The sequence below is a fragment of the Agrobacterium sp. El2ro-1b genome, assembly GCF_048298475.1.
GTDB lineage: Bacteria > Pseudomonadota > Alphaproteobacteria > Rhizobiales > Rhizobiaceae > Agrobacterium > Agrobacterium fabrum.
The window spans coordinates 2,520,210-2,539,996 of record NZ_CP103458.1; the positions used below are offsets into that span (position 1 = coordinate 2,520,210).

Sequence of the window (19,787 nt, forward strand, 5' to 3'; positions counted from 1 at the left end):
CCTTTTTCTTTGCCGCAAATCCGCGCTCGGCCTCAAAAATCCGCATGGTTAACACGACATTAACCAGCGAGCGGTTAGTTTTCCCTGTCAATCCGGGATCAGGTCACCCTGCCGGATCTTGCCGAAACCACAAAACAACGGGTTCAGGGACATGGGCAGAATGCATTCTCCGACATTCGATGGTCGTCACACGCGCTTCGTGTTGACGGCGTTTTTCGTGCGTCAGATCATGGCCCTCGCCGGTTTTGCTCTTTTGGCGACGATTGCGCTCGGCATTGCCGCACTGGCCACATGGAATGTGGCTGATCCGAGCCTCTCTTATGCCACGGGGAACCAGCCCACCAATCTTCTGGGTTACAGCGGCGCGATCTTTGCCGATATCGTGATGCAGTTCCTCGGGCTTTCCGCAATCATTGCATTCCTGCCCATCATCGCCTGGGCGATCGCGCTCATCGCCGGCCGCAAGTTCAATCGTATACCCGCCCGCCTTGTCGCATGGGTTGCGGGCGCCATCGTCTGCGCCGCCTCGCTCGGCTGTTTTCCGGCACCCGTCACCTGGCCCCTGCCGAACGGCATCGGCGGCGTCATTGGTGACATGATCCTGCGCTTCCCGGCACTTTTTATCGGCGCTTACCCCACCGGCACCATCGCCACGATACTCGGCGTCATATTCGCGGCGCCCGCTGCCTGGCTGATGCTGTTTGCCGCCGGTATCGTCGGCGGTCTGGACGACGAGTTGGAGCGGGAGGAAGCTGTGCCCGTCGCCACCAGCAAGGCCCGCGCTGCCCGTGAAGCCGAAGAGGATGATGAGGACGATGGCGAAGGCTTCTTCGCCAACATGCTCGCCTTTGGCGCTATTGCGCATTACTGGTACATCACCCAGGCGCGTTTCCGCCGCCTGTTCGGCCTGAAGTCGAAATCGCTGCACACCGAATTCGAACATCCCTACGATTTCAACGAGTATGAATTCGGTACCCTGAACGAACCCTCTCGCCTGAAGACGGCGATCAATCGTCTCGACCAGCGCTCGGAACCGTCTTTCGAAGAACGCGCCGCATCGCGCCGGCAAATGTCGCCTCCCTCCATTGCGCTCGATCATGACAACGACACGGATGACGAGCCGCCTTTCGACGCGGACGGACGCCGCCTGCCGAACGGCATTCTTTCTGACGACGAATCCGACGATAAATTCACTGCCCGGCAAGCCCCGGGACGTGGACAGCCCAGAATAACCGCGCCTTCCGCCCGTCCCAAGCCAAGCGAGCGCGTGGCAAGAGAGGCCCAGGCTTCTTTCATCGCCGCCGATGGTTTTCAGCTGCCCACCGTCCATCTTCTGGCCGAACCGAAGAATGTCGTGCGCGACAACACGCTCAGCGAAGAAGTGCTCGAACAGAATGCCCGTCTTCTGGAAGGCGTCCTCGAGGATTTCGGCGTCAAGGGTGAGATCATCCACGTCCGCCCCGGCCCGGTGGTGACACTTTACGAACTGGAGCCCGCGCCCGGCATCAAGTCTTCACGCGTCATCGGCCTTGCAGACGATATTGCCCGCTCCATGAGCGCGATCGCCGCCCGCGTCGCCGTCGTTCCCGGCCGCAATGCCATCGGCATCGAACTGCCGAACCAGACGCGCGAGACCGTGTTCCTGCGAGAACTGGTCGGCAGCCGTGATTTCGAAAACAGCAAGGCCAAGCTCGCCATGGCGCTCGGCAAGACCATCGGTGGCGAACCTGTGATCGCCGATCTCGCCAAGATGCCGCATCTTCTCGTCGCCGGCACCACGGGTTCGGGCAAGTCCGTCGCCATCAACACGATGATCCTGTCGCTTATTTACCGCATGTCGCCGGAACAGTGCCGCCTGATCATGATCGACCCGAAAATGCTGGAACTGTCGATCTATGACGGCATTCCGCATCTGCTTTCCCCCGTTGTCACCGATCCGAAAAAGGCCGTTGTGGCCCTGAAATGGACGGTGCGGGAGATGGAAGAGCGCTACAAGAAGATGTCTAAGATCGGCGTGCGCAACATTGACGGCTTCAACAGCCGCGTGCAGCAGGCGCTGGACAAGGGCGAAATCCTCACCCGCACCGTGCAGACCGGCTTCGACCGCCAGACCGGCGAGGCGATGTACGAGACGGAAGAATTCGATCTGAAGCCCCTGCCCTATATCGTCGTCATCATCGACGAAATGGCCGACCTGATGATGGTGGCCGGCAAGGACATCGAGGGCGCAGTGCAGCGCCTGGCGCAGATGGCGCGTGCCGCCGGCATCCACGTCATCATGGCCACCCAGCGCCCGTCCGTCGACGTCATCACCGGCACGATCAAGGCCAATTTCCCAACCCGTATCTCGTTCCAGGTCACCTCGAAGATCGACAGCCGCACGATCCTTGGCGAGCAGGGCGCCGAACAGCTGCTCGGCATGGGCGACATGCTCTATATGGCGGGCGGTGGACGCATTCAGCGCGTGCACGGCCCCTTCGTGTCCGACAATGAAGTCGAAGAAATCGTCGCCTACCTGAAGACGCAGGGGTCGCCGGAATATCTGGAGGCGATCACCGAAGAAGACGACGAGGACGGCGCTGGCAGCGGTCCGGCTGGCGCTGGCAACTTCTCCGATTCCGAAGATCCCTACGATCAGGCCGTGGCCGTCGTTCTTCGCGATGGAAAAGCCTCCACGTCCTATGTGCAGCGCCGTCTCGGCATCGGTTACAACCGTGCCGCCTCGCTGATCGAGCGCATGGAGCAGGAGGGCATTATCGGCCCCGCCAACCACGCCGGAAAACGCGAAATTCTCGTACCGACAGAAGCAGACATCATCGAGCGATAAATCCGCAACCAAGCAGGGCTGCGAAGCGTTATTACACGCTTTCACGTCATGAAGCCGCCGCCTTTTATGCGGACAATCGCTGCGATGAAGGAGAACAGAATGAACGATCTGACCACCGGCGAAACGGCCAATGCAAGCACTGGGCAAAATGGCATGACGCGGCGTGGGGTGCTGACGGCATTTTCCATGGCTGCGGTGATCGCCGGCCTGTCGCCGCTTGACGCATTTGCCCAGGCAGCCGGCAATGGCGCAACCGCGCAGAAAATCGCCAATCACTTCTCTTCGGTCAAAACCATGATGGGCGAATTCGTGCAGTTCGGCCCGCGCGGCGAACAGACCGGCGGCAAGTTCTACATCGAACGGCCCGGCAAGCTTCGCTTCAATTATGAAGATCCTTCGCCCATGCGCGTTATCTCCGATGGCAAGAATGTCGTCATCGGCAACATGAAGCTGAAGACGTGGGATCTCTATCCGCTGTCGAAGACCCCGCTCAGCCTGCTTCTCTCCGACAAGATCGATCTCGGCAACCAGAAGGTCCGGGATGTGAAGGAAGAATCCGACCTGACCACCATTGTCCTTGGCGACAAGAGCGTATTTGGCGATTCGACCATTACCCTGATGTTCGATCCGAAAACCTTCGATCTGAGGCAATGGACGACGACCGACGCCCAGAACAAGGACACGACAGTCATGATCTTCAACGTCCAGACCGGCGTGAACCTCGACGAGCGGGTCTTCAACATCAATTACGAGGAAGTGCGCAAGCGCGGCTGACTCTGTTTGCCCATACAAGCTCTTCGAAAGGCGGCTCTCAGGTCGCCTTTTTTATTTTGCCGCTAAAATACATTCCCGTTTTCATCGCGATGTTATAAGCCTGCGCCCCGGAACCATGCCTTGAGGCTCTCCCTCGAGGCGATAGAAACGGAGCCCATGCATGTCGTTTTCGATAACCACCTGGAACATCAACTCGGTCAGGCTCAGAATGCCGATCGTCGAGCAGTTTCTTGTGCGTTACAAACCCGACATTCTCTGCCTGCAGGAAACGAAATGCCCGAATGGCGAGTTTCCGATGAAACCGCTAAAAGCGCTCGGTTACGAGCACGTCATCATCCATGGCCAGAAAGGCTATCATGGTGTGGCGATCGCTTCGAAAATCCCGCTGACCGAAGACCACAGGCAGGATTATTGCGGCATCGGCGATGCCAGGCATATTTCCGCGATTTTCCAGGTCGGATCGCGCCGCGTGCGGCTGCATAATTTCTACGTTCCGGCCGGCGGCGACGAGCCGGATCGGTCGATCAATCCGAAATTCGGCCACAAGCTCGATTTCATCGAGGAAATGAAGGCACTGCGCGCCGATGGCGTTCCCGGGACCTCCTCCATTCTCGTCGGCGATCTCAACATCGCACCACTTGAAAACGACGTCTGGTCACACAAGCAGCTTCTGAAGATTGTCAGCCATACACCCGTCGAAACCGAAGGCATGCTGGATATTATGAAGAAGGGCAACTGGCTCGATCTGATGCGCCTGAACGTACCGGAGACGGAAAAGATCTATACGTGGTGGAGCTACCGCGCCAAGGATTGGGAAGCCGCTAACCGCGGCCGCCGTCTCGACCATATCTGGTCCTCACAGGATCTCGGTTCCTCGCTTGAAAAAATCGAGATATTGCGTGAAGCCCGCGGCTGGAATCGGCCATCGGATCACGTCCCTGTCACGGCTCATTTCCGCTTCTGAACGATCGAGCTGGCGTCAGACGAAGCGGTTCTGCAAACGGGCCGCACCCGCCGCCAGCGCCGCAATATTATCGCGAATACGCGCCGACACGATATCGGCAACCTCCGGAAACTCCTCCACCAGCCGGTGAAAGAGGATGCGCGTTATCCGGATGACTTCGGAGTCTTCCACTGCAACAGCAGTGAACTTTCTTTCACAAAGGGTGAAAAGCGCCAGCTCCGAAAGCAGCGCACCCTTGCCGGGCGTCGCCTGCAACAGGGGTTTGCCATCCCGCCCGGCGGTGAACAGTTCGAAATGCCCTGATGTCACGGCAAAGGCGCATTCAGCCGGCGAATGTTCCCGGAACAATGTCCGCCCGGCCGATACGCGGCGGCGTTCCGCACCGAAGGCGATAAGCCGCAACTGATCGTCGCTGAATCCCGCAAATAACGGCACTTGCCCCAGCAGAATGATATCGTCCGTCAAGGCCATGTCGATCACTACTCCGGAAAGCCGCCTGCATCACTATAGCGGTTTTCCAATATCGGTCCTCAAAATACAAGATGTTAGAACGCCGCGCATCTTTGTCGACACGCGGCGTGAGCTATCAAACATAATCATAAGCCTGGCTCAGGGAACGATCTTGTAACCACCGTTCTCGGTCACCAGGATTTCAGCGTTGGAAGGATCCCGTTCGATCTTCTGGCGCAAACGATACACATGCGTTTCGAGCGTATGCGTGGTGACGCCGGAATTGTACCCCCAGACCTCTTCCAGCAGAACATCGCGCGTTACCACCGCGCTGCCGGCACGGTAGAGATAACGGATGATCGCCGCTTCCTTTTCCGTGAGACGGATCTTCTTGCCGTCTTCGGTCGTCAGCAGCTTCTGGCTGGGCTTGAACTGATAAGGACCCACGGTGAAAACCGCGTCCTCACTCTGTTCATACTGGCGCAGTTGGGCCCGGATGCGCGCAAGAAGTACGGCAAAGCGGAACGGCTTCGTCACGTAGTCGTTTGCGCCTGCTTCCAGCCCCAGAATCGTATCGGAATCGGTGTCGTGCCCGGTGAGCATGATGATCGGTGCCTTGAAGCCGCCCTTGCGCAACAGCTTCACCGCTTCACGGCCATCCATATCAGGAAGGCCTACATCCATGATCAGAAGATCGACCTGGGCGGTTTTGGCAGTCTGCATCGCCTGCGCGGCGTTTGCGCCGCTCAACAGCGAGAATTCCTCATAGGGAGATAATTGCTCGGTCAGCGTCTCCCGAAGATCGTCGTCATCGTCCACCAGAAGGATAGTGCGAGCCGTCATTCGGATTCTCAGCCTTTCTTACTTTAATCGTCAGCCAATTCAGCGATTTGCCGGTAAAAGGTCAACCCATTGCCATCACATGATGAAGTGCTATGACTTCACGTTAAATAACCTGCAAAGCAAAATCTCGTGAAAAACATGAGCAAACGCTCCACGGAACAACGTAAACGCGTATCGACGCTCATGGTTCGGCCGGCTCCCATGAAAATCAGCCGGGCGATCGTGCAGCTTGGGCATCTCACCTTTCCCGCCGCCATCGGGCGTAATGGCCGCACCATGCTGAAACGCGAGGGAGACGGGAAATCACCGATTTCCGTCACCCGCCTGCTGCACGGATTTTATCGCGGCGATCGCATGTCCGCGACCGCAACGGCATTGCCGATGCAACGGACGCTAAAGTCAATGCTGTGGTGCGACGAGCCCCGCAATCCCAATTACAACAGGCTGGTCAAGGCACCCTTCGCGCCAAGCCATGAAGAAATGATGCGCAAGGACAGCCTCTATGACATCTGTCTCGTGCTGGACTGGAACATCACATCCAGAAGCCGCAACCGCGGCTCGGCGATCTTCATGCATATGATCCGGCCGGGATACGAGCCGACCGCGGGCTGCGTTGCCCTCCACCCCCGCGACATCAGGCGCATCCTGCCCCATATGCGCAAGGGAACGAAAATCCGTATCCTGTGATGTGCATGCAGCCAGGCAAGCAACAAAAAACCCGCCATCAAGGCGGGTTTTTTTAGAAGGAAAAGGCCGTGATTAAGCGGCTTCGTCCTGAGAATCGTCCTCTTCAACGGTCTTGCCACGCTTGGGGCCCTTGGCAAGGTTGACTTCCACCAGGCGGACAGCCTCGGTTTCGGACATCTTGTTGACGGCGGCGATTTCGCGCGCCATGCGGTCGAGAGCAGCTTCGTAAAGCTGACGCTCGGAATAGGACTGCTCCGGCTGGTTTTCCGCACGGTAGAGATCGCGTACGACTTCCGCAATCGCGATGAGATCGCCGGAATTGATCTTCGCATCATATTCCTGCGCGCGGCGCGACCACATGGTCCGCTTCACACGCGCCTTGCCCTGCACCACTTTCAGCGCCCGCTCGACAAAATCGCCTTCGGAAAGCTTGCGCATGCCGATGCTGACGGCTTTGGCGACGGGAACCTTAAGACGCATCTTGTCTTTTTCGAAATCGATGACAAAAAGCTCAAGCTTCATGCCGGCGACTTCTTGTTCCTCGATGGCAGAAATGGTACCGACACCATGAGCGGGATACACAATCGCTTCACCGGTTTTAAAGCCGTGATGTGCTGGAGATTTCTTCTGCTGGGTCGTCATTCGTTCTAAAAACTCCCTGTTACATACCCGGGGATGCCGGGGTTGGGTCGGTCAGGCCCTGATGAGACGGGGGAACCGTCAGGTGACTCCGCACTGGTCCAGCCGTGCACGCAAAAAAACACCTACCCGTCTTACGGGGCTCGATAACGTAAACGCTCGATATGTCACGGAAACCGCGTGCAAAAGAGGTGTTGCTTTCGTGGTGTTTTTGGGCACACAAATGCCACGCTGTGGATCAGTATCGTTGGTGTACCACAAAAATAGGTGCAAATCAATAATTTGCTTCGACCGTGGCCGCAACATCACATGGCAGCTCTAGAACCGCCTAAAATTTAGCCGCTAAAATACTGTAAAATGCTTCGCGACAGACCCTCATGGCAAAAGAAGCAAAAAAATTTCACTTACCGACTGCAGAAACACGAAAGCCTCTTAAACTCTTCGTAATTCCACGCCAATATCCGATTCGACTGAAAAGGCAAAATCCGTAAATTGGCGGTGCTTTTTTATATTAAAGTGTGATTTTTGGAGGAATCCACGTCAAATGGGCTACAGAAACAATCCAAAACGCGAAAAACAGATCGAAAAAGCGCGCCAGCAGGCAATTGCCGAAAATGTCCAATTTCTTGATCCAGGTATTCTTTATGGAAGGGCAAGCGCCGACGATATAGAATATTATTCCGCGGAGATGTTGGCAGCGAGTGCGGCTCACAGTTTCCAGGCGCTTTCGCACTGGACCGGGGAGACACCCCACATCAGCATCACCCAGGTGGACGGCGTTTCACCACGGGATATTCCAGTTACGGTCCTGACGATTATCGGCCGCAACATGCCCTTCCTTTACGATTCCGTGATGGGCGAGGTCACCAGCAGCTATCGCGGTCTCTATCTGGCGGTCCACCCCATCCTTGTTCGCGATGACGAAGCGCAGGCCGGTTACCGCCTTGCCGAGCCGGAGGACGATCCCGCTGATAATATCAGCCTCATCCAGTTGCATATCGCGCCGCTGACGCCGCAGGCAGCCTCGGCGCTGGAAGAGCGGCTGCGCTTCGTGCTGACGCAGGTGCAATCCGCCTATCGCGACTGGCGCCCAATGCTGACGAAGCTCGATGAAGCGCTGGACGAATTGTCGAAGCGTGGCTCGTCGCGGCGCAAGACAGAACGCACGGAAGCCGTCGAATTCCTCAACTGGCTTCGCAACGACAATTTCACCTTCCTCGGCATGCGCGACTACACCTATTCCGGCAAGGGAAAGAACGCGAAAATCGAGCGCGGTGACGGCGTTGGTCTCGGCAGCCTCAGCGACCCCGATGTGCGCGTGCTGCGTCTCGGCAAGAATGCGGTGACGACGACGCCTGAAATCCTTGCCTTCCTTGATGGCCCGGATTTCCTCATCGTCACCAAGGCCAATGTAAAATCCATCGTGCACCGCCGCGCCTATATGGATTACATCGGTATCAAGCGCTTTGACGAGGACGGCAATGTCATCGGCGAATTGCGCATCGTCGGCCTTTTCACCGCCACTGCCTATACGCGTTCGGTCAAGCAGATACCGCTGCTGCGCGCCAAGGTCGCGGATGTCGAGCGCCATTTTGGCTTCGACCCCAACAGCCATTCCGGCCGTATCCTGCAAAACACGCTGGAAGCCTATCCGCGTGACGATCTCTTCCAGATCGAGACCGACCTTCTGATCCGCTTCATCGAGCAGATCATGGAACTGAGCGACCGTCCGCGCGTGCGGGTGCTCGCACGTATCGACCGTTTCGACCGCTTCGTCTCCGCCATCATCTTCGTGCCGCGCGAGGAATATAACTCCTATGTGCGCGAGAAGATCGGCGATTATCTGAGCCGGGTTTATGACGGGCATATCTCCGCCTATTATCCCGCCTTCCCCGAAGGCGCTGTCGCCCGCGTCCACTTCATCGTCGGCCGCACGGAAGGCAAGACGCCGCGCATCGCTCAGGACAAGCTGGAAGATGCCGTCAGTGATATTGCGGCACGCTGGATAGATCATTTTGTCACCCTCTCCGAACCGGGCGCGCCGGTACTGGACGTCGATCAGGCCTATCAGGAAGCCTTCACACCCGAAGAAGCGATCGGCGACATGCCGGACATTCTGGCGGCCGCCAATGGCGAGCCGGTCCGCATTGAATTCTACCAGCAGGAAGGCCAGTCGGCCGACACGCTGTCGCTGAAAATCTTCCACCGTGACGGCCACCTGCCGCTTTCACGCCGTGTGCCCCTGCTCGAAAATCTCGGCTTTAACGTCATCAGCGAACGCACCTTCGATATCGGTGTCGTTTCAGATAGCGTAAAGCGTGACATCGTACTGCATGACATGGAACTGTCAGTCGCTGCCGGCACGACGCTCGATCTGCCGCATTACGGACCGAAACTCGAGGAGGCCTTCCTTGCCGCCTTCTCCGGTAAGGTGGACAATGACAACTTCAACCGCCTGATCCTCGCCTGCGGCCTGAATGTGCGCGAAGTCTCCGTGCTGCGTGCCTATGCCCGTTATCTGCGCCAGACTGGCATCGTTTATTCGCAGGAGCATATTTCCGAAACGCTCTATAAATATCCTGACATTTCCCGGAATATTTTCGCGCTGTTCAAGGCCGGCTTTGATCCGTCTATCGAAGAAAAGAAGCGGGTGAAGAAACTCGCAGAGATTCACAAGGCGATTGAAGCGGCGCTGAGCGGCGTTCCCAATCTCGATGAGGACCGCACGCTGCGGCGTTACGTCAACGCCATCGATGCGACGCTGCGCACCAACTACTTCCAGAAGAATGCCGACGGCACCCCGCGTGATCTCCTGGCATTCAAGTTCGATCCGAAACACCTGGATGGTCTGCCCGATCCCCGCCCCTTCCGCGAAATATTCGTTTACGGCACCGAGGTCGAAGGCGTACATCTGCGCTTCGGCAAGGTGGCGCGCGGCGGTCTGCGCTGGTCGGATCGTGGTCAGGATTACCGCACCGAAGTGCTCGGCCTCGTCAAGGCGCAGCAGGTGAAGAACGCGGTCATTGTGCCTGTCGGTGCCAAGGGCGGCTTCTTCCCGAAGAACCTGCCCGCCGGCGGCTCCCGCGACGAGGTCTTTAATGCCGGTCGCGAGGCCTACAAGACCTATATCCGCACCCTGCTCTCGATCACCGACAACATCGTTGACGACGCGATCGTGCCGCCAGCCGATACGTTGCGGCTGGATGGCGACGACCCCTATTTCGTCGTTGCCGCCGACAAGGGAACGGCCACCTTCTCCGATACAGCGAACGGTCTCGCCCATGAAGCCGGTTTCTGGCTGGACGATGCCTTCGCATCGGGTGGTTCCGCCGGTTATGACCACAAGAAGATGGGCATTACCGCCCGCGGCGCATGGGAAACGGTAAAACGCCATTTCCGTGAAATGGATACCGATATCCAGACCACACCATTCACCGTGGCCGGTGTGGGCGACATGTCCGGCGACGTTTTCGGCAACGGCATGCTGCTGTCGGAAAAGATCAGGCTGATCGCGGCCTTCGATCACCGCGATATCTTCATCGATCCCGACCCGGATACCGACAGATCCTTTACTGAGCGCAAGCGGCTTTTCGAACTGCCGCGTTCCAGCTGGCAGGACTATGACCGTTCGACCCTCTCGCCCGGCGCGATGATCATCTCGCGTTCCGAAAAATCGGTGACGCTGACGCCCGAAGCCGTGGCCGCCATCGGCCTCGACAAGTCTATCGCCACACCCTTCGAGATCATGACCGCCATTCTAAAGGCGCCGACCGATCTCCTCTGGTTCGGCGGCATCGGCACCTACATCAAGGCGGCGGTGGAAACCAACGCCGAGGTGGGTGACAGGGCAAACGACCCGATCCGCGTCAACGCCACGGAGCTGCGCGCCAAGGTCATCGGCGAAGGCGCCAACCTCGGCATCACCCAGAAGGGCCGCATTGCCTATGCGCTTGCGGGGGGGCGTTGCAACTCCGACGCCATCGACAATTCGGCAGGCGTCAACTCCTCCGACGTCGAGGTGAACATCAAGATTGCACTCGCTTCCGCCGTCAATAGCGGTCGCCTGCCGATGCCGAAACGCAACCAGCTTCTCGCTTCCATGACGCCTGATGTGGCGCAGCTGGTGCTGCGCAACAACTACCTGCAATCACTGGCGATCTCGCTGACGGAGCGGCTGGGGCTGGCGAACCGCGAGGAACTCGGCCGTCTGATGGGTGCGCTGGAGGCAACAGGGCAGTTGAACCGCAAGGTGGAAACCCTGCCGAACAATGCCGAATTCAGCGAGAGGTATGCCGCCGGCAAACCGCTGACCCGGCCGGAAATCGGTGTGCTTCTCTCCTATGCCAAGCTGACACTGTTCGACGCGCTGGTGGCAAGCCCGCTTCCGGATGAGCCCTATCTCCAGCATCTGCTGCTCGACTATTTCCCGGCCAAGATGCAGAAGAATTATGCTGACGATATCAAGGCGCATCGCCTGCACCGCGAAATCGTCGCAACCGCGCTCGCCAATGCCGTCGTCAATCGTGGTGGCCCGGGCTTCGTGCAGAAACTCGCCGATGCGAGCGGGCTATTGGCGGCAGACGTCGTCAAGGCAGCTGTTATCGTTGAGGATGGTTTCGGCCTCAAACGCCTCTGGGGCGAGGTCGATGCACTTGACGGCAAGGTCGGCGGTGAGGTCCAGAACGGACTTTATGCCACCATCACCCGCATCTTCTCCGACGCGAGCAGGCTTTACCTGCAAACCGGCAGCGCCGGCGCGGCAACGGGTGACATGGCAAGCGAGATCGATCGACTGAAAACCGCGATCAAGACGCTGTCGCCGGCAGCGGCGAAATATCGCCGCGAGCTGGGCGTGACCGAAATCGATGGCGTTCCCTCCACTCTTCTGGAAGAGCTGGATACGCTTTCGCTGCTTGTCTATGTGCCTGAAATCATGCGCATTGCCGAAAGTGCCGGCACAACGCTTGCCCGCGCCGCCGAAAGCTACGCCACCGTGTCCTCGACCTTCCGTGTTGCGCGTCTGCTGGATGCCAGCCAGCGCATAACACCAGCGGATCATTATGAGAGTCTGGCTCTCCTGCGCAGCCAGGACCAGATTTCCTCATCGAGACGCCGCATCGTCATCTCGGCGCTGACGGACTATGCGAAGGAAAAAGACCCGGTTCAGGCCTGGTATGCGGCTGACCGCGTACGCGTCAACCGCATCGTCTCCGAACTCGGCGCGCTCAGCGAAAGCGGCGACACCAACCTCGCCCGCCTGACCGTGGCAGCCGGGCTGCTTGGGGATATCGTTCTGGCGCGCTGATCGACCATCTGAAAAATGCCATCCGGGTCACTCGCCCGGATGGCGACAAACGAAGCGATGACCGGCATCCCGCACTCTATCCTCCCCGATTATCCGATAGGACCATGAATGACTGTCCCCTCCCAGAACGCGGAAACAGTGGTTGCCAAACGCGGCATCTGGGGATGGGTCATGTTCGACTGGGCGGCGCAGCCGTTTTTCACCGTTGTCACCACCTTCATTTTCGGCCCCTATTTCGTCGCCCGCCTCACCGATGATCCGATCTCAGCGCAGGCGACATGGAGCAACATGGCGACGGTCTCGTCGATCATCATCGCCCTCTTCTCCCCCATTCTCGGCTCCATCGCCGATCAATCCGGCGCCCGCAAACCGTGGATCGCCTTTTTTGCCGTCATCAAGATCGTCAGCCTGTTTTTCCTCTGGTTTGCAGCGCCGGGCTCGCCGATCATCCTGCCGATCATCTGCATGATCTTCGCCTCCATCGCGGCGGAATTTTCGATCGTCTTTAACGATTCCATGATGCCGCGGCTGACCAATCCGCAAAATGTCGGACGCATCTCCAATCTCGCCTGGGGGCTTGGTTATCTCGGCGGCATGATGGTGCTGATTGCCGTGGTGACACTTCTCGCCGCCAACCCACAGACGGGGCTGACGATTGCCGGCATCAAACCGCTTTTCGGTCTCGACCCGGCCACCGGTGAGGATGCCAGAATAACCGGACCGCTTGCCGCCCTGTGGTATCTCGTCTTCATTCTGCCGATGTTCCTGTTGACCCCGGATGCCGAAAAGGGTCTGCCCTTTGCAGCCGCGATCCGCTCTGGACTTGGCGAACTGAAGATTACACTCCGCGAACTCCGCTACCGCCCCACGCTGCTGCGGTTCCTGATCGCGCGCATGCTTTATCAGGATGGCGTCAATGGCGTACTCATCCTCGGCGGAGCCTTTGCCGCCGGCATGTTCGGCTGGGCGACGATGGAAATCGGCCTTTTCGGCATCCTGCTCAATGTCGTCGCCATCGCGGGCTGTTTTGCCGCCGGTCGGCTCGATCAGAAACTCGGCTCGCGCATCACTATCCTCATCAGTCTGGCGCTGCTGCTGCTCGCAACGGTCGGCATCGTCTCGACGGAAAAGGGCTCCACCCTGTTCGGTTGGATACAATTATCGACTGCGGATAATGGCGGCATCTTCGCGACAGGCGCGGAAAAGGCCTATCTGCTCTACGGCGTGCTGATCGGCCTTGCCTTCGGCCCCGTTCAGGCCTCGTCACGCTCTTATCTCGCCCGCAATATCACTGTGGCAGAAGCAGGCCGTTATTTCGGCATCTATGCACTTTCCGGGCGCGCCACGAGTTTCATGGCCACGCTGTCGTTTTCCATAGCGACCACTATAAGCGGCTCCGCCCATATTGGCATGGCCACGCTCATTGTGTTTCTGGGGGCTGGGTTCCTGCTTCTGCTGCGCGTGCCGGAAAGAACGGCAGGCTGAAAGTCTGGAGCGGCAGCCGATGCGGTCGTTCAATCCAGCATCGGCCCGAAAGACAGAATCAGAGCTGGTCGAGTTTTTGCTGCAATGCGCGCAGTTGCGCCTTCAGCTCATCGATTTCGGATGCATTCGGCTTGCGGGTTTCCTTCGGCGCCTGCGGCATTGCGAAAGGTGTAAAACCCTGCATCGCCTGCCGGAAGAGTTCCGTGTTGCGGCGAATCTGCTCTTCCATCATCTGCAGCGGCGCCTGGAAGTTGCGGGCAAGCGAACCGTCACCGAAAGCCTTGGCCATATGCTCCTGCATCTGGCTCTGCTGATCGGAGAAGGTCTTCATCGAATGTTCGAGAAATGTCGGCACGACCATCTGCATCTGGTCGCCGTAATAGGAGATCAATTGCCGCAGAAACGCCGTCGGCAGCAGCGTATTGCCGGTTTTGGCTTCTTGCTCAACGATGATCTGCGTCAGCACCGCGTGGGTGATATCCTCAGACGACTTGGCGTCCTGAACCTTGAAGTCCTCGCCGCGCTTGACCATCTGCGCGAGGTCGTCGAGCGTCACATACGTGCTGGTGCCGGTATTATAGAGCCGCCTGTTGGCATATTTTTTAATGATTGTTTCGCCGTCGTGTTTCGCCATGCCCGCCTCCTCGCGATGATGGTATTTTCTTGTTTTTGTTTTTCTTGCTCTTCCCGGCGCAAAGTGTATGCGCAAAATACGCTGTCTGACAAATGTTTTGTGCATCGCAACAGTTTGTTTTTTGCGCAGCAATTTTTCGAAAGATTCCGACGTGATTTAGCAACATCTTTTAAAGCAACTTTCGGCATTTGACTTGTATTAAAAGCTTTGCCAGTCTCCGCGCGCATGTGAGGAGATGAGAAATGACCCTGCCTTCAATCGTGATTGCCAGCGCCGCGCGCACCGCCGTCGGCTCTTTCAACGGCCACTTCGCCAACACGCCCGCCCACGAACTTGGTGCCACCGTCATTAATGCGGTGCTGGAACGCGCCGGCGTCGCGGCCAATGAAGTGGATGAGGTCATTCTCGGCCAGGTGCTCACGGCAGGCGAGGGGCAGAACCCGGCGCGGCAGGCAGCAATGAAGGCCGGCATTCCGCAGGAGGCAACCGCCTTCGGCATCAATCAGCTCTGCGGCTCTGGCTTGCGCGCTGTGGCGCTGGGGATGCAACAGATCGTGACGGGGGATGCGGCCATCGTCATCGCCGGCGGCCAGGAATCCATGTCCATGGCACCCCATTGCGCCCATTTGCGCGGCGGCGTGAAGATGGGTGACTTCAAGATGATCGACACGATGCTGAAAGACGGTCTGACGGACGCCTTTTATGGTTATCACATGGGCATCACTGCCGAAAACATCGCCCGCCAATGGCAGCTTTCCCGCGATGAGCAGGACCAGTTCGCAGTCGCATCGCAGAACAAGGCCGAAGCCGCGCAGAACGCCGGTCGCTTCACTGACGAGATCGTGGCTTTCACGGTAAAGGGCCGCAAGGCCGATATCGTCATCGATGCGGACGAACATATCCGTCATGGCGCATCGCTCGAAACCATGGCCAAGCTGCGTCCCGCCTTCGACAAGGAAGGCACGGTCACGGCCGGTAACGCCTCCGGCCTGAATGACGGCGCAGCCGCCACGCTTCTGATGTCGGAACAGCAAGCGGCAAAGCGCGGCATCAAACCGTTGGCGCGTATCGCCTCCTGGGCAACGGCCGGCGTCGATCCGCAGATCATGGGCACCGGCCCCATCCCCGCCTCCCGCAAGGCGCTGGCCAAGGCCGGCTGGTCGATAAATGATATCGGCCTTGTCGAGGCCAACGAGGCCTTTGCCGCCCAATCCTGCGCGGTCGTGCGTGAGCTGGGCCTTAACCCTGACATCGTCAACGTCAATGGCGGGGCGATTGCCATCGGCCATCCGATCGGCGCTTCCGGCGCTCGTGTCCTGAACACGCTGATTTTCGAAATGCGTCGTCGCAACGTGTCGAAGGGTCTCGCAACGCTCTGCATCGGCGGCGGCATGGGCGTCGCCATGTGCATCGAGACACTCTGAAAACCCTCGCAAGGTTTGCCAAAAAGCAATTCCGGTTCGCCAGACAATAGGGTAGAAGCGGCCTCCCATTGGCCGCATTTCTATGGCCGTTGAGCACGACGAACGAGTTCCGCAATAGTTGGGAGCGCTCGCATATTGAGGCGCTTCGTTGACAGGTCATGGAGGCCGATATGAGCCGGGTTGCTTTGATTTCCGGCGGGACGAGCGGCATTGGTGCTGCAATCGCCCGCGCGCTGCAGGCAGCCGGCTACCGCGTGGCCGTCAACTACGCCTTCACGACGGACAGAGCCGAAGCATTCCAGAAAGAAACCGGCATTCCCGCGTTTCAGTGGGATGTTCGCGATTACGACGCCTGCGTCAACGGCATAACGAAGGTTGAGGAAACCCTCGGACCGGTCGAAGTGCTCGTCAATAATGCGGGCATCACCCGCGACGCCATGTTTCACAAGATGTCGCCGCAGCAATGGCGAGAGGTGATCGACACCAACCTCACCGGCGTCTTCAACATGACACACCCGGTCTGGCCTGGCATGCGCGAGCGCGGCTTCGGCCGTATCGTCAACATCTCTTCCATCAACGGCCAGAAGGGACAGGCGGGACAGGTCAATTATTCCGCCTCGAAAGCGGGTGATATCGGCTTCACCAAGGCGCTTGCCCAGGAAGGCGCCAGCCGCAACATCACCGTCAATGCCATCTGCCCCGGCTATATCGGCACGGAGATGGTGCGGGCGATACCGGAGAAGGTTCTGACTGAACGGATCGTGCCGCAAATTCCCGTCGGACGACTGGGCGAACCGGAAGAAATCGCGCGCTGCGTCCTGTTTCTCGTGTCGGACGAGGCGGGTTTCATCACCGGCTCCACGATGACGGCCAATGGCGGGCAATATTTCGCCTGAGACAGTCCATCCTCACCTCCCGGCCGACGGATGCAGTAAACTTTTCGTGATAATGACGCCGGATAATTTTGCCGCGCACAAAAACTTGAATGCAAAACACTGCAATACAGAATTCGCTAAACCAATGAAAATACGACAGTTTTCGTAAAGTTTAGAATGAGTCTAGAAAAGCAACACCTGCACTATCGGAGGTTTTTCTTGACATTTGCTGTCCTGTTTTGGTTTAAGAATGAAAACAACGTGTTGCGTCATACAGGCAGTCCATCATGCTGGTTTGCAGCTGCAATTACATTACCGATCACGATATCCGGGACGTCATCAACGAACTCCTCGATGAGGACTGTTGGCAGCTTATCGTTCCGGCAAAAGTGTATCATGCCATGGAAAAACGCGGTCGCTGCTGCGGCTGTTTTCCGACCGTTGTCGACCTGATCATCAAGACCACGGAAGAATATCACGCCCGTCGCCACTCGACGGAGGCCGATGTTTTTGATTTTATGTCCCGCTTGAAGCGATTCCATGAAGAGAACAGGAGAGCGGACATTGAAAGGCGACAAAAAAGTCATCGAGCGGCTTAACGAAGCCCTTTTTCTAGAACTTGGTGCAGTAAACCAGTATTGGCTTCACTACCGGCTTCTGAATGATTGGGGTTTCACCAAGCTCGCAAAGAAGGAGCGTGCGGAATCCATCGAAGAGATGCAGCACGCCGACAAGATCATCGATCGTATCATCTTCCTGGAAGGTCATCCCAACCTCCAGACTCTGGCCCCGCTGCGCATCGGCCAGAACGTCAAGGAAGTGCTTGAAGCCGACCTGGCTGGCGAATACGACGCACGGACTTCCTACAAGAAATCGCGTGACATCTGTTCAGAGGCTGGAGACTACGTGTCCATGAAGCTATTCGAAGCCCTCCTGATCGACGAGGAAGGCCATATCGACTTCCTCGAAACCCAGCTTGAACTTCTCGGCAAGATCGGCGCGGAAAAATACGGCCAGCTCAACGCAGATTCCGCCAACGAAGCGGAATAAGCACCGGCGACAGAACGGAAAGGCGGCCTTGGCCGCCTTTTTATTTGCCGGAAAGGTGCTTGAATTCAGCCACGACCTTTTCATAGACCGCCCGCTTGAAGGGCACGATCAGTTCCGGAAGACTTTCCATCGGCTTCCAGTCCCAGGCGTCGAATTCGGCTGAATGCCCGGTAGGCGGCGGATCGATCTGGATTTCGCTTTCATCGCCCTCGAAGCGGAACGCGAACCAGCGCTGCGCCTGGCCGCGATATTTGCCCTTGAGGCCGATACCGATCAGTTCGGCTGGCAGATCATAGTGAATCCAGTCGCTCGCCTCCGCAAGCAGGGTCACCGTCTTCATGCCCGTCTCTTCATAGAGTTCACGAATGGCAGCCGTCAAAGGCCGTTCGCCATCATCGATGCCACCCTGCGGCATCTGCCACAATTGCGGCGAGCCATCATATTCGGAGTTGCCCTCCTTGATGCGCCGGCCGGCCCAGACGAGGCCCTGAGCGTTCAGAACCATTATTCCCGCACAGGGACGGTAAGGCAAATCTTCTGCTTTGATTGTCATGGGAAACCCGCACTGTCTCAGCGCCGGAAATGGACGCAGGCAAGGTTTACTGCCCCGCCTGCCCGGAAACAAGCGCAGAAACGCCGACAATCTCGATGCCGCGCTCGCCAGCCTCGCGTGACCATTTCGAGATCGCCGCAATGCTTTCATCGAATGCCGAGGCCACACCGATAGCCTGGCCGTTGCGGCGCGCAATCCGTTCCAGATCGTCCAGCTTACGCAGAATGGAGGCTTCGGTGACTTCACCGTCAAGCAGAACATCCGCGAAACCCTGTGGCGCGGAAATGGCTTTCGCAATCCCGCCGCTCAGCGACTGCGCCGAGGAGCCATCATCCAGAAACAGCAATCCACGTTTGCCGATATCACGCATGACCGGCTCCAGCGCGGACTGTTCGGCCAGGAAACGCCCGCCAAGATAATTCATGACGCCGGTATAATTGGTGATTTTCACCATGGAGCGATGCAGCCGGTCAATATTGACCTTGGCGGGGTCGCCCGCCAGCAAGGTGTCAGGACCGGGATTGGTGCCGGGATAACCGAAGGGTTCCAGCGGTATCTGCAGAAGGATCTCATGCCCTTGCCGGCGCGCGTCCTGCATCCAGCGCTGCAGGCTGTTGCCGCTGGCGGCAAAACCGAGCGTTACCTCCGGCGGCAGATCCCGGATCGCCTTTTGTGAACCCGTCTGGCTGAGACCGAGACCGCCGACCACAATTGCCACCCGGGTGCCGCGTGCGCCGGACCATGGCCGCGCATATTGCTCCATCGGCCGCAGGCCATCCGTACCGACAACGGGCAATTGACCGAAGGCGGTTTCCTCCAGCAGCTCCTCATTGGGCCGCGTCGCCATGCGCGGATCCTGGCCATAGGTCTGGCCGCTCATCAGCACAGGGCCGTCACTGTCACGGGGCCGGGGAGAATAAACCGATACGACATTACCATCAGGCAAGGTCGCCCGATTGATATTGGCGCCGGAGCGACCGCTTTGCGGCTGCAGCCCGGCGGTGTCACCGGCAGCAGGCACATCGACCTGTGCTTTTTCAGGGGCCTTTTCGGCAAGCTGCGGCTGTCCATCCGGTCCCGCCGCCGTCTTCTGCAGATTACCGGGCGACAGGGCCGTGTAGATGGACAGGCCACCGATCGACAGAACGGCAAGCACAGACAGAAGCATAATGACGGAAAAGCGCCGGTTGATACCGGCGCTTTTTTTCTGACGACCCAGAAGCGGTTTTCGCAGGTCCGAAGACAATAAACAGTCCGTCCAAATGGTTGGGCAATGG

The 19,787-nt window shown here is 58.2% G+C and carries 16 protein-coding genes; 10 read left to right on the top strand and 6 right to left on the bottom strand.

The features are described from left to right. Positions 1 to 160: 160 nt before the first annotated feature. From NYR50_RS12335 to NYR50_RS12345, 3 genes are all read left to right on the top strand, one after another. The gene (locus NYR50_RS12335) at positions 161 to 2,827 is read left to right on the top strand and encodes a DNA translocase FtsK 4TM domain-containing protein (protein ID WP_418136134.1); all 2,667 of its coding nucleotides are present in this window, start codon (positions 161 to 163) and stop codon (positions 2,825 to 2,827) included. A gap of 48 nt (positions 2,828 to 2,875) precedes the next feature. Further along, positions 2,876 to 3,601 (top strand): outer membrane lipoprotein carrier protein LolA, encoded by a 726-nt coding sequence (locus tag NYR50_RS12340; protein ID WP_418136135.1) that lies wholly within the window; start codon positions 2,876 to 2,878, stop codon positions 3,599 to 3,601. A 160-nt stretch (positions 3,602 to 3,761) separates the two neighbouring features. Further along, positions 3,762 to 4,565: an exodeoxyribonuclease III gene (locus tag NYR50_RS12345; RefSeq protein WP_006310943.1), complete on the top strand. Its 804-nt coding sequence runs from the start codon at positions 3,762 to 3,764 to the stop codon at positions 4,563 to 4,565. Positions 4,566 to 4,580: 15 nt separating this feature from the next. On the opposite strand, the gene NYR50_RS12350 is transcribed toward NYR50_RS12345, so the two are convergent. Both NYR50_RS12350 and NYR50_RS12355 read right to left on the bottom strand, forming a co-directional pair. Next, complete coding sequence (locus NYR50_RS12350) at positions 4,581 to 5,036, bottom strand: cyclic nucleotide-binding domain-containing protein (protein ID WP_418136136.1); 456 nt, start codon at positions 5,034 to 5,036, stop codon at positions 4,581 to 4,583. Between the two features lie 138 nt (positions 5,037 to 5,174). Then, positions 5,175 to 5,858, bottom strand: a complete 684-nt coding sequence (locus NYR50_RS12355) for a response regulator transcription factor (protein WP_003492637.1) — start codon at positions 5,856 to 5,858, stop codon at positions 5,175 to 5,177. 183 nt (positions 5,859 to 6,041) lie between these two features. Here NYR50_RS12355 and NYR50_RS12360 point away from each other — a divergent pair, with 183 nt between their 5' ends. After that, on the top strand, positions 6,042 to 6,545 hold the full coding sequence (locus tag NYR50_RS12360; RefSeq protein ID WP_174009573.1) for a L,D-transpeptidase family protein: 504 nt from the start codon (positions 6,042 to 6,044) through the stop codon (positions 6,543 to 6,545). 72 nt (positions 6,546 to 6,617) lie between these two features. On the opposite strand, the gene NYR50_RS12365 is transcribed toward NYR50_RS12360, so the two are convergent. Continuing rightward, entirely contained in the window at positions 6,618 to 7,187 is a 570-nt protein-coding gene (locus NYR50_RS12365; protein ID WP_003505223.1) for a CarD family transcriptional regulator, read from the bottom strand. A gap of 541 nt (positions 7,188 to 7,728) precedes the next feature. Between NYR50_RS12365 and NYR50_RS12370 the strand changes: the two genes are divergently transcribed. Both NYR50_RS12370 and NYR50_RS12375 read left to right on the top strand, forming a co-directional pair. Beyond that, the gene (locus NYR50_RS12370) at positions 7,729 to 12,489 is read left to right on the top strand and encodes an NAD-glutamate dehydrogenase (RefSeq protein WP_418136137.1); all 4,761 of its coding nucleotides are present in this window, start codon (positions 7,729 to 7,731) and stop codon (positions 12,487 to 12,489) included. Positions 12,490 to 12,597: 108 nt separating this feature from the next. Next, a complete protein-coding gene (locus tag NYR50_RS12375) occupies positions 12,598 to 13,974 on the top strand; it encodes an MFS transporter (protein WP_418136138.1) in 1,377 nt (458 codons plus the stop codon). Between the two features lie 58 nt (positions 13,975 to 14,032). Here the strand turns inward: NYR50_RS12375 and phaR are convergent, their stop codons facing one another. Next, positions 14,033 to 14,608: a polyhydroxyalkanoate synthesis repressor PhaR gene (phaR, locus tag NYR50_RS12380; protein ID WP_003520279.1), complete on the bottom strand. Its 576-nt coding sequence runs from the start codon at positions 14,606 to 14,608 to the stop codon at positions 14,033 to 14,035. 242 nt (positions 14,609 to 14,850) lie between these two features. On the opposite strand from phaR, the gene NYR50_RS12385 reads away from it, so the two are divergent. The 4 genes from NYR50_RS12385 (at position 14,851) to bfr (ending at position 17,957) form a co-directional block, all read left to right on the top strand. Then, complete coding sequence (locus NYR50_RS12385) at positions 14,851 to 16,032, top strand: acetyl-CoA C-acetyltransferase (RefSeq protein WP_418136139.1); 1,182 nt, start codon at positions 14,851 to 14,853, stop codon at positions 16,030 to 16,032. A 170-nt stretch (positions 16,033 to 16,202) separates the two neighbouring features. Beyond that, on the top strand, positions 16,203 to 16,928 hold the full coding sequence (gene phbB, locus NYR50_RS12390; protein ID WP_174009484.1) for an acetoacetyl-CoA reductase: 726 nt from the start codon (positions 16,203 to 16,205) through the stop codon (positions 16,926 to 16,928). Between the two features lie 266 nt (positions 16,929 to 17,194). Next, positions 17,195 to 17,506 (top strand): (2Fe-2S)-binding protein, encoded by a 312-nt coding sequence (locus NYR50_RS12395; protein WP_080600126.1) that lies wholly within the window; start codon positions 17,195 to 17,197, stop codon positions 17,504 to 17,506. Further along, the gene (bfr, locus tag NYR50_RS12400; RefSeq protein WP_143242109.1) at positions 17,472 to 17,957 is read left to right on the top strand and encodes a bacterioferritin; all 486 of its coding nucleotides are present in this window, start codon (positions 17,472 to 17,474) and stop codon (positions 17,955 to 17,957) included. Before NYR50_RS12395 ends, bfr begins: the two co-directional genes overlap by 35 nt. Before the next feature lie 40 nt (positions 17,958 to 17,997). On the opposite strand, the gene NYR50_RS12405 is transcribed toward bfr, so the two are convergent. Next, a complete protein-coding gene (locus NYR50_RS12405; protein ID WP_174009485.1) occupies positions 17,998 to 18,510 on the bottom strand; it encodes an RNA pyrophosphohydrolase in 513 nt (170 codons plus the stop codon). 46 nt (positions 18,511 to 18,556) lie between these two features. Then, positions 18,557 to 19,756, bottom strand: coding sequence for a divergent polysaccharide deacetylase family protein (locus NYR50_RS12410; protein ID WP_418136140.1), 1,200 nt, complete (start codon positions 19,754 to 19,756; stop codon positions 18,557 to 18,559). Between the last annotated feature and the right edge of the window lie 31 nt (positions 19,757 to 19,787).

What these genes read in the sequence shown, in the direction of transcription:
- NYR50_RS12335 (WP_418136134.1), top strand. Translation starts at nt 161, where the DNA reads ATGCATTCTCCGACATTCGATGGTCGTCACACGCGCTTCGTGTTGACG.
- NYR50_RS12340 (WP_418136135.1), top strand. Translation starts at nt 2,876, where the DNA reads ATGAAGCCGCCGCCTTTTATGCGGACAATCGCTGCGATGAAGGAGAAC.
- NYR50_RS12345 (WP_006310943.1), top strand. Translation starts at nt 3,762, where the DNA reads ATGTCGTTTTCGATAACCACCTGGAACATCAACTCGGTCAGGCTCAGA.
- NYR50_RS12350 (WP_418136136.1), bottom strand. Translation starts at nt 5,036, where the DNA reads ATGGCCTTGACGGACGATATCATTCTGCTGGGGCAAGTGCCGTTATTT.
- NYR50_RS12355 (WP_003492637.1), bottom strand. Translation starts at nt 5,858, where the DNA reads ATGACGGCTCGCACTATCCTTCTGGTGGACGATGACGACGATCTTCGG.
- NYR50_RS12360 (WP_174009573.1), top strand. Translation starts at nt 6,042, where the DNA reads ATGGTTCGGCCGGCTCCCATGAAAATCAGCCGGGCGATCGTGCAGCTT.
- NYR50_RS12365 (WP_003505223.1), bottom strand. Translation starts at nt 7,187, where the DNA reads ATGACGACCCAGCAGAAGAAATCTCCAGCACATCACGGCTTTAAAACC.
- NYR50_RS12370 (WP_418136137.1), top strand. Translation starts at nt 7,729, where the DNA reads ATGGGCTACAGAAACAATCCAAAACGCGAAAAACAGATCGAAAAAGCG.
- NYR50_RS12375 (WP_418136138.1), top strand. Translation starts at nt 12,598, where the DNA reads ATGACTGTCCCCTCCCAGAACGCGGAAACAGTGGTTGCCAAACGCGGC.
- phaR (WP_003520279.1), bottom strand. Translation starts at nt 14,608, where the DNA reads ATGGCGAAACACGACGGCGAAACAATCATTAAAAAATATGCCAACAGG.
- NYR50_RS12385 (WP_418136139.1), top strand. Translation starts at nt 14,851, where the DNA reads ATGACCCTGCCTTCAATCGTGATTGCCAGCGCCGCGCGCACCGCCGTC.
- phbB (WP_174009484.1), top strand. Translation starts at nt 16,203, where the DNA reads ATGAGCCGGGTTGCTTTGATTTCCGGCGGGACGAGCGGCATTGGTGCT.
- NYR50_RS12395 (WP_080600126.1), top strand. Translation starts at nt 17,195, where the DNA reads ATGCTGGTTTGCAGCTGCAATTACATTACCGATCACGATATCCGGGAC.
- NYR50_RS12405 (WP_174009485.1), bottom strand. Translation starts at nt 18,510, where the DNA reads ATGACAATCAAAGCAGAAGATTTGCCTTACCGTCCCTGTGCGGGAATA.